The following is an 11694-nucleotide window of genomic DNA, read 5'->3' as shown; positions in this document are numbered from 1 at the left end:
ACGTGCTCTCGCCGCACCGGGCGAAAGCCAAGTACGTCCAGTACGCGAGCTTCCGCCCGGCGCACCGAGAGCACGCACCAGACGCCGCGGGGCCGCCCTCCGGGCGACGACGGGAGTTTGACGACAGGTCCCAGCGGCCGAGGTGCTCTACTCGGGCGTGGCCTTGGACTTCTCCGAAAGGTCCAGGTAGGGCGGGATGCTCTGCTCGGGACCGGCGGACAGGAGCGTCGTGCGAAAGCCGATCTTTCCGTCGTGCTCCCCTCCGCGGATGTGGTAGGTCTCCTCCAGCAGCCCGCCCTTCTCCGGGTCGATGGTAAGGCGGATGCGCCAGTCGCGGACGTCGGCCTCCACGGCGGTCCCGGCACGGCCGGTGCTGTCCTCGACCGGCCCGACCAGCCGGAGCCCCGGCATGTCCGCCAGGACCTCGTACACGGCCGCCCGCTGTGGTGGTTCGAGGGGCGCGGACGTGAGCAGACCGGTCAGGGTTCTGAAGTAGGCCTGGTACACGTCGGCCGTGTGATCCGCCCCGGGGCCCGCGGGATAGAACCTCTCCAGGACCGCCTTGAGCGCCGCGGCGTCGGAGGGAAGCCGTGTCACCTCCTCCCAGCCGAGGCCTTCGGGGCGGGTGTTGAGGAGGGGAACGATCCAGGACTGCTTGAAGGCGGCGATCTTGCGGACCTCCCCGTCGGCTCCGTGCTGGATGAAGACGGCATCGGCCGCCCTCCAGAGGGTCGTGTCATCGACCTCCGGCGTCTCGGAGTACTCGGAGTGGGGCCTGCCCCAGAGGGACGACACCGTGCGGGTCTTCCAGTACGGCGCGGCCGTGGCCGTTCCCTTGGCCTCCTTCGCCGCGACCTGGCGCAGGAAATCCGCTGCGCTGGCGGTGGCCGCGGGCGGAGAGCCCTTCAGGCCGGCGACCGGGTAGACGCTCACGCCCGCCGCGATCGCGGCTATCGCCGCGGCCGACACCAGGAGCCTGCGCCCGCGCGGCACGGCGCGTCGCGGTCGCAGCGGTACGACCTCGGGTGCGACGGCCTCCCGCTCCGCGGCCGCGGCGGTGCGCACGGCCGCCAGGGCGGTGCCCACCACGTCGGGAGCCGGCGCGGCCACCTCACCTGCCGCGCGCAGCTCGTCGGCACCGGGGAAGTCCAGTGGAACCCGGAAGTCCGTCGTACGGTCCGTCATGCCATCTCTCCAGAAAGACGAAGGGAGTTCGGGGAAGCGAGGGCGGTCCGCAGACGGCCCCGGGCGCGGTGGAGCCGCGAACGCGCCGTTCCGGCCGGGATGCCGACCACGTCCGCCGCCTCGCCGGGCGTCAGCTGCTCCCAGGCGACGAGCAGCAGCAGCTCCCGCTCCACGGCCGGCAGGCCGGCGAGCGTCTCGCGCAGCAGCGGCCCGCAGGACGCGGCGTCCAGCCGCCGGTCCACGGCCTCCCAGGGATCGCTGCTGTCGGTGCCCGGCACGGGCACACCGGTCCGGTCCTGGGCGGCCCGCCGCCAGTGGCCCGCCAGCACGTTGCGGGCCACACCGAACAGCCAGGCCCGGGCCGTGCCCCGCTCGGCGTCGAAACCGGCCCGTCCGGCGAAGGCCTGCAGCCACGTCTCGGACAGCAGGTCGTCCGCCGCGCCGGGTGCTCTTCGCGTCAGGTAGCCGTGCAGGCCCACCGAATGCCGTACCACCAGCGTCTCGAAGGCCGCCGGTTTCTCCGCCGACAGCGTCAGCAGCAGTTCGTCCGCGTCCATACGCGCGCGCTCCCCTCCCCGGCCGCCCGTCGTAGCGGCCCTCACCCCGTACTTGTCGCGGCGCGCGAAAGCGTTCGCGCCGGCCCTCCTCCCCGCCTCCGCCGCCCACCCTCCCGATCCGTACGCTGGCCACATGATCACCGCCATCAGCCGCCTCGACGCCGCCGGCCTGCGCGCGCACCGCGACGAACTCGCCGCCCTCCTCCTCGCGGTCGTGGAGGGCGGCTCCTCGCTCGGGTTCCTCGCCGGCCTCGACCACGAGGGGGCCGCCGCCTGGTGGGACTCCCTGCTGCCCGCCGTCGAGGAGGGCTCCCTGGCCCTGTGGGTCTCCCGTACCGGGGGCGACGGCCGCATCGACGGCACCGTCAGCTGGTACCGGGAGTCCAAGCCCAACGGCCGCCACCGCGCCGAGCTGCGCAAGCTGATGGTCCACCCCGGCGCCCGCGGCCGGGGCACTGCCCGCGCCCTGCTCGCCGAGGCCGAGGCGGCCGCCGCCCGGGCCGGGGTGGTGCTGCTGTTCCTCGACACCGAGACCGGCAGCGGCGCCGAGAAGGTCTACCTCCGGGCGGGCTGGACCGAGGTCGGCACCATCCCCGACTACGCCACCGACCCGGCCGGCCGCCTGCACCCCACGACCCTCTTCTACAAGCACCCCCAAGGGTGACCTCGCCCGCCGCGCGGCGTTAGACCCGTAGCCGCCGGCCACCGAGCGAGGGAGACCGTATGTTGTCCGCAGCCGCCACCGCACCCATGACCCGCCGCGCGGTCCTGCGAACGGCCTTCACCGCGACGGTGCTCGCCGGTACGGCCGCCGCCCTGGCCCCCGTACTGCGCGCCCGCCGCCCCCGCCAGACGCTCACCCCGGCCCCGCTCTCCGAGGAGGAGACCTACCGGGGGCGGCACATCGCAGTCGACCTCGCCGGGGTGCGCATCGACGGTCGCCCGCTGCACGTCATGCGCCGCGCCGACGGCAGCTACCTGAGCGGGATCAACCACTTCCAGTCCTTCGGGACGCCCATGGAACTGGCCCGCGCCGCCGTCGACGAACTGGGCACCGCCCAGCTGGCGTTCGCGGCCCCGCACCACGGCTGACACACGTACGGGAACGGGAGGAGCCCCGCGTTGTACACCCGGCAGAACCAGAAGAACCTGACCAGCGCCCAGAAGAGGCGGTTCACGGCGGCCGTGCTGGAGCTGAAGCGCGACGGCACCTACGACTCCTTCGTGCGCACCCACGACAAGTACTTCGTGCCCGACCGCGACCGCAAGCTGCGCGTCGGGCACATGTCGCCGTCCTTCTTCCCCTGGCACCGGCTCTACCTGCTGCAGTTCGAGCGGGAGTTGCAGCGCGTGGATCCCGGCGTCTCCATCCCCTACTGGGACTGGACCACCGACACCAGCCCGGTCTCCTCGCTCTGGGCCGACGACTTCCTCGGCGGGACCGGCCGGGAGAGCGACCGCAAGGTGATGACCGGGCCGTTCGCCTACGACAAGGGCAACTGGACGGTGACCGTGGGCATCACGGAGTCCGCCTTCCTCACCCGCAACCTCGGCCGCCCGCAGAACCCGATCAGCCTGCCCACCCCCGCGGAACTCCAGTGGGCGATCGACGATCCGACGTACGACTCCTCGCCCTGGGACTCCACGGCCGCCGGCGGCAGCTTCCGCAACCGGCTGGAGGGCTGGGCGGCGCCCAGGAGCGAGCGCTGGCGCAACCACAACAAGGTCCACCAGTGGATCGGCGGCCACATGACCGGCGGCACCGCCCCCAACGACCCGGCGTTCTGGCTGCACCACTCCTTCGTGGACCTGATCTGGGACCGCTGGCAGGCCAAGCACCCCGACTCCGGCTACCTGCCGGCCGCGCCCCTGCCCTACGGGGACCTCCAGCGCGGGCGGGTCATCGCCCTCGACGAGCCGATGCCGCCGTGGAACATCACCCCCCGCGAGGTGCTCAGCCACCGGGGCGTCTACCGCTACGAATGACGACGACAGCCCCAGCGGCGCGGAAAGGGCCCCCGCCACGCGGCGGGGGCCCTTTGGTGATCAGCCGATCAGGAGATCAGGCGATCAGTGGCCGTAGTCCCCACCCTCGGTGTGGTGGTCGCCGCCGCCCGAGGCGTTGACGCAGGTGTTGCCGAACGCCGGGTTGAGCAGCGCGATCACGTTGACCGTGTTGCCGCAGACGTTGACGGGGACGTGGACGGGAACCTGGAGGACGTTGCCCGACAGGACACCGGGGGAGCCGACCGCCGCACCGTGCGCTCCGGCATCGGCGACAGCCAGACCCGCACCGGCGGTGACGGCGCTACCGGCCACAGCGGTGATGGCGAATGCCTTCGCGATACGCGACATCAAAGATCTCCTCGTGAGATATGGGGTGCCACAGAATCTGCGGCATTTGACATGGCATACAACGCGGGGAGCGCCGAGGGGTCACGGCCCCTGGGCCTACCCGGTGACGGCGAAGGACACGGAGGCGAAGGAGGACCGCACCTGGGTGACGGAGCCCGGCCCCAGCACCTCCACCACCCGCCCCGTGCAGCCGGGGTCCCGGTAGAAGGTCGCCGTGGCCCGGGTCCTGTTCGAGACCGCCCGGCCGCCGCCGCCCTCCGCCGCGACGCAGCCCTTCGGCGCGGTGAGCCCATGGGGCCGGTCGTCCTGGCCGACGTACTGGAAGTCCGGCTCGGCCGCGGCCGCGGCGCCGGTGGCGGTCATCCCGGTGGCGGCCAGCAGCAGGACGGGCAGAATGTGGTGGATACGCAGGGATCGCATACCCCGCCCAACCAGGAGGGGCCCCGACGCGGTCACGCCTTGTCACCCGTCGGAGGGCTGTGCGACCGTGCGCGCACGCACAGGCGACAGCAGGAGGACGAGATGAGCGCACCCGGTGACGACGGCCAGGCGCGGCCTCGGGTCCGGACCGGCTCCGGCCTGGTGGAGGGCCGGACGGACGTGCACGGCAGCGCCGTCTTCCGGGGCATCCCCTACGCCGCCCCGCCCGTCGGAGCCCTGCGATTCGCCGCCCCCGCGCCGCCGGCCGCCTGGGAGGGCGTACGGGACTGCGGGGAGTTCGGGCCCACAGCGCCCAAGGTGCCCTACGAGCACACCTTCGCGGCCCTGCTGCCCGACCCGCAGATCCCCGGGGACGACTGCCTGACCGTCAACGTGTGGACCCCCGACCCGGCCCCGGCGGCCGGGCTGCCCGTCATGGTGTGGCTGCACGGCGGCGCGCACACCCGCGGTTCCTCGGCCGTGCCCGTCTACGACGGTGCCGCCTTCGCGCGCGACGGGGTCGTGCTGGTCTCCTGCAACTTCCGCCTCGGAGTCCTCGGCTACGGGCTCTTCCCCGACGCCCCCGCCAACCGCGGCCTGCTCGACCAGATCGCCGCCCTGGAATGGGTCCGGGAGAACATCGCGGCCTTCGGCGGCGACCCCGCCCGCGTCACGGTCTTCGGCGAGTCCGCCGGAGCCATCAGCACCGGCGCCCTGCTCGCCGCTCCGCGGGCCGCCGGGCTCTTCTCCCAGGCGGTCCTGCAGAGCGGGGCACCCCAGGCGCTGCCGCGCGACAAGGTCCGCGCGATGGTGCGCCGGATGGCCTCCCTGCTCAAGACCAAGGCCACCGCGGAGGCGTTCGCCGCCACTCCGTTGCCCGACCTGCTCGCCGCCCAGGCGGCCGTGCTCCACAAGTCGAGCCCCCTCGTCGGCGGACCCGCCTTCGGCCTGGTGACCGACCCGAACACGCTCCCCGAGGACCCTCTCGAAGCCGCCGCCCGCAGTGACGTGCCGCTGCTGATGGGCTGGACCACCGAGGAGTACCGGCTCTGGCTCGCCCCCACCGGCGCGATGCGGCTCCTGGACCGGCTCGGCCCGCTCGCCCTGCGGCTGGCCCGCCTGCGCAGCGGCAAGGACCGCGCCGACGTACGGGCCCTGTGCGCCGCCCTGCCCGGGGCGGGCCCCGCCGAGCTCGCGGGGCAGCTGCTCACGGACGGCCTGCTGCGCGACCCGCTGCGCAGGCTCGCCGGAGCCAGGCGGGCCGCGCCGAGCTACCTGTACGAATTCGCCTGGCAGTCCGGCGTACCGGGCCTCGGGGCCTGCCACGCCCTGGAACTCGGCTTCGTGTTCGACTCCCTCGGAGTGCCGGAGGCCTCGTGGCTGGCCGGCCCGGACGCCCCGCAGGCGCTCGCCGACGAGATGCACGCGGCGTGGGTGCGCTTCGCGGTGACCGGGGAGCCGGGCTGGGCGCCCTGGGAGGGCAACGGCCCGCCGAGGACGTTCGGCGGGCCGCGGACGAAGGAGGAGCGGGTCGAGGAGCCGCGGGCTACTCGACGGGTCCTTCCATGACCTTGCTGATGAACTGGATCGGCCCCTCGCCCATGTTCGGGACGTAGGTCTTGGCGTTGTGCTGGCCGCCGGGGATGACCCTCAGGCTGGTGTGGATCGGCCCCTTGTTGCCGTAGGTGGCGATGAACTTCTGCACGTCCGGCAGGGTCTTCTTGTTGTTCTCGTTGTCACCGACCTGGAAGGCGAGGTAGACGTCCGGCCCCGTCTTCTTGTCGATCATGGCCTTCGCCAGGACCTCCGGGTTGTTCTCTGCCTTCTCCTTGTCGTGGCCCTTCCACAGCGAGGAGTCGGGGACGATGTCCGGGCCGGAGCAGATCGCCGCCTTGAACTTGTCCGGGTGCTTGAGCACGGCCTTCAGACTCGCGAAGCCGCCCGTGGAGGAGCCCATGAAGGCCCACCCGTCACGGGACTTGACGGTGCGGAAGTTCGCCTTCATCAGGTCCGGGACGTCCTCGGTCAGCCAGGTGCCCATCTTCGGCTGGTCGGGGATGTCGGAGCCGTCCCAGTAGATGCCCTTCTCGTCCGACCCGGGGTTCAGTACCGGCATGGCGAGGAGGAAGGGCTTGCTCTTCCCCTCCGCGTACCACTTGCTGATGCTGGTCTGCAGGCCGAGGTCGGTGCCCATCCAGTAGTTGCTGGGGTAACCGGCGCCGCCGGGCAGGGCGATCATGACCGGGAAGCCGCTCTTGGCGAACTTCGGGTCGTTGTACTCCTTGGGCGCCCAGACCCAGACCTTGCCCTTGAAGCCCGACTTCTTGCCGTCCAGCGTGGTGACGGCCACGTGCGTGCCGTCGGCCAGGGTCATCGAGTTCTTGAACTCGGCGGCAGGCCCGGTGGGCATGAGCATCTTGGAGTTCGGCGCCGGCTGCCCGGCGTCCTTCTTCTTGCCGTCACCGCCCGCGGGCTGCCCGAAGGACACGTCGGAGCCCTTGTCGGTGAACGGCGGTATCTCGAAGTGGTTCATCACGAGCGCCGCGATGCCGGCGAGCGCCAGCACGGAGGCGCCCGCGATCACCCAGCGGCGCACCCGCGACCTGCGCGGCGGGGGCTCCGGATCGTAGTCGTACTGGTCCCCGTACTCCTGCTGGCCGTACTGCTGGCCGTACTCCGGCTGTTGGCCGTACGGCGGCTGCTGCCCGTAAGGGCCCTGCGGGGGCCGGCCGGGGGCCTGCTGTTGTCCGTAGGGCCCGCCGTACTGGTCCCCGTAGGGCGGCTGGGGGCTCTGCCCCTGCGGCCTGTACGGCTGGAACTGCTGCCCGTCGGGTGAGTACGACATTCGCGGTGGCTCTCCGGCTGATGCTGCCCCCGAGGGGGCGGTGTGGTCTGAACGGCTGGTCCCGTCCGTTCGGAAGATGAACGAATACGTGGCCGGGTTCCGTATTTTTGCTTCTCTTGGGGTTTTCTGGGGGAGGCCATTACCCGGCGCCTGAAGGGCCGGTGGAGTTCGGATTCTGTTCGCCGAGTATCCCTGGCCAGTGCACATGCCCCTGGGTATGGTGCCTCCGCGCCGCCGTCCGAACCCCCATTCCGCCCGGAGGTAACCCGTGTTTGGCATGTCCCTGCCAGGCTCCCGTCGTAGGACCGCCCTCGCCACCGCCTTCGGCCTCAGCGTCGCCGGCGCCGCCCTGTGGGCGGGCGTCGGCGCCGTCCAGCCGGCCCACGCCGCAGGCCTGCCGGCGCCCGACCACGTCGTGGTGGTGGTCTTCGAGAACCACGCCTACAACCAGGTCATCGGCAGCTCCAGCGCCCCGTACATCAACTCGCTCAAGAGCGGCGGCGCGAACCTGACGCAGTCGTACGGCATCACCCATCCGAGCCAGCCCAACTACCTCCAGCTCTTCTCGGGCTCCAACCAGGGCGTCACCAGCGACAGCTGCTACACGCCCGGCTTCAGCTCCGCGCCGAACCTGGCCTCCGAGCTGATCGCCGCGGGCAAGAGCTGGGGCAGCTACAACGAGGGCCTCCCCAGCGCCGGTTCGACCACCTGCAGCAGCGGCAAGTACGCCCGCAAGCACAACCCCTGGTTCGCCTTCTCCAACGTCCCCACCAGCACCGCGAAGACGATGGCCCAGTTCCCGACGGACTTCAGCACCCTGCCCAAGGTGTCCTTCGTCGTCCCGGACCTGTGCAACGACATGCACGACTGCTCCGTCGGCACCGGCGACACCTGGCTCAAGAACAACATCAAGGCCTACGCCGACTGGGCCAAGACGCACAACAGCCTGCTCGTCGTCACCTTCGACGAGGACAACCGGCTCGCCGGGAACAAGATCCCCACGGTCCTCTACGGCCAGCCCGTCACCCCCGGCTCCACGTCGGGCACCACCTACAACCACTACGACGTGCTGCGCACCCTCGAGGGCCTGGCCGGCCTGACCACCCACGCCGGGAACGCGGCCACCGCCAAGGACATCACGGGGATCTGGGCCTCCTGACCATGTACGTTGCGGACAGCCGCGGGACCCCCGCGCCCGCCGTGACCCCCGAGCCGCAGGCCGCCGCCCCGGGATCCCACCCGGGGCGGCGCGCCGCCCTCGCCCCCACGGTCCTCGCCCTCGGCACGGTCAGCCTGATCACCGACGTCTCCTCCGAGATGGTCACCGCCGTGCTCCCGCTCTACCTCGTCGCCGGCCTCGGCCTCTCCCCGCTCGGCTTCGGACTGCTCGACGGCCTCTACAACGGGGTGAGCGCCCTGGTCCGGCTCACCGGCGGCCACCTCGGCGACCGCCTCGGCCGCCACAAGGCCCTCGCCGGGATCGGCTACGGGCTCTCCGCGCTCTGCAAGCCGCTGCTCCTGTTCGCGCACACCCTGCCCGCGATCGGCGCCGTCCTCGCCCTCGACCGCACCGGCAAGGGCCTGCGCACCGCCCCGCGCGACGCCCTGATCTCCCTCGCGGCCGCCCCCGAGGACCGCGGCCGGGCCTTCGGCGCGCACCGGGCCATGGACACCGCCGGCGCCCTCATCGGGCCGGTCCTCGCCTTCCTCATCCTGCGCGGCGCCGCCGACGGCTACGACGCCGTGTTCACCGTCAGCGCCTGCGTGGCCGCCCTCGGTGTCCTCGTCCTCGTACTGTTCGTCCCCGGCCGGCGGACCGCACCGGCCGCCGACGCCGAGCCCGTCTCGCTGCGCGCCTCCCTCGGGCTGCTGCGCCGGGCCGGCCTGCGCCGCATCGGCCTGTGCGCGCTGCTCCTCGGCCTGTGCACGGTCAGTGACGCCTTTGTCTTCCTGCTGCTCCAGCGCGCCACCGGCATCGCCGACCGCTGGTTCGCCCTGCTGCCGCTCGGCACCGCCGCCGCGTTCTTCCTGCTCGCGCTGCCCCTGGGCCGGCTCGCCGACCGGATCGGCCGCGGCCGTGTCTTCGTCGGCGGCCACCTCGCCCTGCTGCTCGCCTACGGACTGCTGCTGGCCGGCGGCGCGGGCCCGTGGCTGCCGTACGCGGTGCTCCTGCTGCACGGCGGCTTCTACGCGGCGACCGACGGCGTGCTCATGGCCGCGGCCGCCGGAGCCGTCCCCGAGGAGCACCGGGGCGGTGGGCTGGCCCTCGTCCAGACCGGCCAGGCACTCGCCCGGTTCGCCGCCTCCGTCGCCTTCGGCGCCGCCTGGACGGTCTGGGGCGCCCGCCCCGCCCTCGCCGCGGCCGCCGTCCTGCTCGCCGCGGCCGTCTGCGTGTCCGTACGGCTGCTGCCCGCGGGCGACGCCTGACGCGGCCGCCCCCGACCATCCCCGAAGCCGCCCCGAAAGGCCCCCATGCCACCGATGCCCCCCTTGTCCCTCCGCCGCCGGATCCTGATCCTGGCCGCCGTCGTGTGCGTGCTGGCCGTGGTCGCGGGCCTGTCGTTCCTGCGGGCCGCCGACCGCGCCGAACAGAAGAACCGGGCCCGGCCGGGCGGCCCCGAGATCACCCGGGGCGAGCTCTCCCTGACCCCGGCCGAAGGCGGCCCGCGGATCCTCTTCCGCAACATGGCGTGGGGACCGCACCGCGACGAACTCGCCTCCGTCCCCGCCTCGGCGCCCGAGGGACCCCGTACCGCCTCCGGAGTGAGCTGCCTGCGCTTCCACTCGGCCGCGGGCACCGGCGTCTGCCTCCAGGCGGTCAAGGGCGGCGTCCAGGACGGCTACCGGGCCGTCGTGCTCGACGCCCGCCTGAAGGAGGTGTCCGCGCACGCGCTGGCCGGCATCCCCACCCGCGCCCGGGTCTCGCCCGGCGGGCACCTGGTCGCGTGGACCGTCTTCGTCGGCGGGGATTCGTACGCCGGTACGAACTTCTCGACGCGGACCTCGGTGCTCGACCTGCGCACGGGCAGGCTCGACGCCTCCCTGGAGGACTTCACGGTCCTCAAGGACGGCAAGGAGTACCGCAACGCCGACGTCAACTTCTGGGGGGTCACTTTCACCGCCGACGAGCAGGCGTTCTACGCGACCATGGCCACCGGCGGCCGCACCCACCTGGTCCGCGGGGACCTGACCGCACGCACGGTGACCACCCTGCGCGAGAACGTGGAGTGCCCGTCGCTGGCGCCGGACGGGAAGCGGCTGGTGTTCAAGAAGCGGGTGGAGGGCCTGCCGGCCGAGGCCCCGTGGCGGCTGTACGCCCTGGACCTGGCCTCCGGGGCGGAGACCCCGCTCGCCGAGGAGCGCAGCGTGGACGACCAGGCCGTGTGGCTGGACGAGCGGACCGTCGCCTACTCCCTGCCCGGGGACTTCGGGGCCGACCTGTACACGGTGCCGGCCGACGGCAGCGGCGCCCCGGTCCGGCTCATGGCGTCGGCCCTCGCCCCGGCCTTCCTCGGGTGAGGAGGGCCGGCGCGGGGGACCGCAGGACCGTTACGCCGGAACCAGCGTCTTGCGGCGGCGCTTGCGCGGGGCCTTCGCCGAGAGCCTCAGCTCGATGATCGACCGGACGGCCGGCCACTCCTCGTCGAGGATCGAGTAGAAGGCGGTGCTGCGGACGGCCCCGTCGAGCCCCCGCGAATGGGCCCGGCGGACCCCCTCGCAGGTGAAGCCGAGGCGTTCCATGGCGGCCCGGGAGCGGACGTTGCGGGCGTCCGCGCGCAGTGAGATGCGTCGCACGCCCCAGGTCTCGAAGGCGTGGCGGAGCATGAGCAGCTTCGCCTCGGTGTTGATGCCGGTGCCCTGGGCGCCCGGGGACAGCCAGGTGTTGCCGATCTCGGCGGCATCGGGGATCGCCGTCGCCGGATCGCCGAACGGGACACCGGGCACGGCGGGCCACACCAGCGGACCCTGCCAGTAGTCCAGTTCCAGGAACCGGGTGGAACCGACAACAAGGCCGTCCGCGGCTCTGACCACCGCGAACGGGAGCGACCGGCCCGCCGCCTGATCGGCGAGGGCGCGTTCGATGTACTCGTGGGACGCCTGCACCCCATGGGGTACGGGGGTGAAGGCGTAAGTCGTACGATCCTCGGCCCCGGCCACGGCCAGAGCCTCGGTGTGGTGGGGGGCGAGGGGCTCGAGCCGCACGGAGCGGCCGGCGAGGAGTACGGGTACGGGCACGGAGCCTTCGGTCCTTCTGGGCGGTGGGGTGGTTGCACAGTGTGCGTCTCTGACGTCGCCCCCCGTGCAAAACACGGGTGAAAGGCAACGGGCTGT

The 11694-nt window shown here is 72.7% G+C and carries 13 protein-coding genes; 7 read left to right on the top strand and 6 right to left on the bottom strand.

Features of this window, described 5'->3' with window-relative positions; all coding sequences use genetic code 11:
* Positions 1-147 precede the first annotated feature (147 nt).
* Both ACZ6Y1_RS00925 and ACZ6Y1_RS00920 read right to left on the bottom strand, forming a co-directional pair.
* Positions 148-1185, bottom strand: coding sequence for a CU044_5270 family protein (locus tag ACZ6Y1_RS00925; protein ID WP_469620414.1), 1038 nt, complete (start codon positions 1183-1185; stop codon positions 148-150).
* Positions 1182-1742 carry an RNA polymerase sigma factor gene (locus tag ACZ6Y1_RS00920; protein WP_469620411.1) on the bottom strand — a complete coding sequence of 187 codons (561 nt, stop codon included), beginning with the start codon at positions 1740-1742 and terminating at the stop codon, positions 1182-1184. The genes ACZ6Y1_RS00925 and ACZ6Y1_RS00920 overlap by 4 nt, the downstream gene beginning before the upstream one ends.
* 133 nt (positions 1743-1875) lie before the next feature.
* Here ACZ6Y1_RS00920 and ACZ6Y1_RS00915 point away from each other — a divergent pair, with 133 nt between their 5' ends.
* Genes ACZ6Y1_RS00915 through ACZ6Y1_RS00905 form a run of 3 tightly spaced genes read left to right on the top strand, consistent with a single transcriptional unit; the run spans position 1876 to position 3728 of the window.
* Positions 1876-2406: a GNAT family N-acetyltransferase gene (locus tag ACZ6Y1_RS00915; RefSeq protein WP_469620407.1), complete on the top strand. Its 531-nt coding sequence runs from the start codon at positions 1876-1878 to the stop codon at positions 2404-2406.
* Positions 2407-2465: 59 nt separating this feature from the next.
* Positions 2466-2834, top strand: coding sequence for a tyrosinase family oxidase copper chaperone (locus ACZ6Y1_RS00910; RefSeq protein WP_469620404.1), 369 nt, complete (start codon positions 2466-2468; stop codon positions 2832-2834).
* Positions 2835-2864: 30 nt separating this feature from the next.
* Entirely contained in the window at positions 2865-3728 is an 864-nt protein-coding gene (locus ACZ6Y1_RS00905) for a tyrosinase family protein (RefSeq protein WP_469620399.1), read from the top strand.
* A gap of 84 nt (positions 3729-3812) precedes the next feature.
* Here ACZ6Y1_RS00905 and ACZ6Y1_RS00900 read toward each other — a convergent pair whose 3' ends face one another.
* The gene (locus ACZ6Y1_RS00900; protein WP_384579191.1) at positions 3813-4097 is read right to left on the bottom strand and encodes a chaplin; all 285 of its coding nucleotides are present in this window, start codon (positions 4095-4097) and stop codon (positions 3813-3815) included.
* A gap of 96 nt (positions 4098-4193) precedes the next feature.
* Positions 4194-4517, bottom strand: coding sequence for a hypothetical protein (locus ACZ6Y1_RS00895; protein WP_469620396.1), 324 nt, complete (start codon positions 4515-4517; stop codon positions 4194-4196).
* Positions 4518-4619: 102 nt separating this feature from the next.
* On the opposite strand from ACZ6Y1_RS00895, the gene ACZ6Y1_RS00890 reads away from it, so the two are divergent.
* Positions 4620-6086: a carboxylesterase/lipase family protein gene (locus ACZ6Y1_RS00890; RefSeq protein ID WP_469620392.1), complete on the top strand. Its 1467-nt coding sequence runs from the start codon at positions 4620-4622 to the stop codon at positions 6084-6086.
* Here the strand turns inward: ACZ6Y1_RS00890 and ACZ6Y1_RS00885 are convergent.
* Complete coding sequence (locus ACZ6Y1_RS00885; protein WP_469620388.1) at positions 6064-7362, bottom strand: alpha/beta hydrolase; 1299 nt, start codon at positions 7360-7362, stop codon at positions 6064-6066. The genes ACZ6Y1_RS00890 and ACZ6Y1_RS00885 overlap by 23 nt on opposite strands.
* Positions 7363-7639: 277 nt before the next feature.
* On the opposite strand from ACZ6Y1_RS00885, the gene ACZ6Y1_RS00880 reads away from it, so the two are divergent.
* The 3 genes from ACZ6Y1_RS00880 to ACZ6Y1_RS00870 all read left to right on the top strand — a co-directional run bounded on the left by ACZ6Y1_RS00880 (position 7640) and on the right by ACZ6Y1_RS00870 (position 10881).
* The gene (locus tag ACZ6Y1_RS00880) at positions 7640-8521 is read left to right on the top strand and encodes an alkaline phosphatase family protein (RefSeq protein WP_469620384.1); all 882 of its coding nucleotides are present in this window, start codon (positions 7640-7642) and stop codon (positions 8519-8521) included.
* Between the two features lie 2 nt (positions 8522-8523).
* Positions 8524-9789 carry an MFS transporter gene (locus tag ACZ6Y1_RS00875; RefSeq protein ID WP_469620381.1) on the top strand — a complete coding sequence of 422 codons (1266 nt, stop codon included), beginning with the start codon at positions 8524-8526 and terminating at the stop codon, positions 9787-9789.
* A gap of 63 nt (positions 9790-9852) precedes the next feature.
* Positions 9853-10881: a TolB family protein gene (locus ACZ6Y1_RS00870; protein WP_469621691.1), complete on the top strand. Its 1029-nt coding sequence runs from the start codon at positions 9853-9855 to the stop codon at positions 10879-10881.
* A gap of 30 nt (positions 10882-10911) precedes the next feature.
* Here ACZ6Y1_RS00870 and ACZ6Y1_RS00865 read toward each other — a convergent pair whose 3' ends face one another.
* The gene (locus ACZ6Y1_RS00865; RefSeq protein WP_469620378.1) at positions 10912-11598 is read right to left on the bottom strand and encodes a GNAT family N-acetyltransferase; all 687 of its coding nucleotides are present in this window, start codon (positions 11596-11598) and stop codon (positions 10912-10914) included.
* Between the last annotated feature and the right edge of the window lie 96 nt (positions 11599-11694).

The organism is Streptomyces sp. NPDC053432, assembly GCF_055585365.1.
This window is presented reverse-complemented; position numbering and strand designations above follow the sequence as displayed.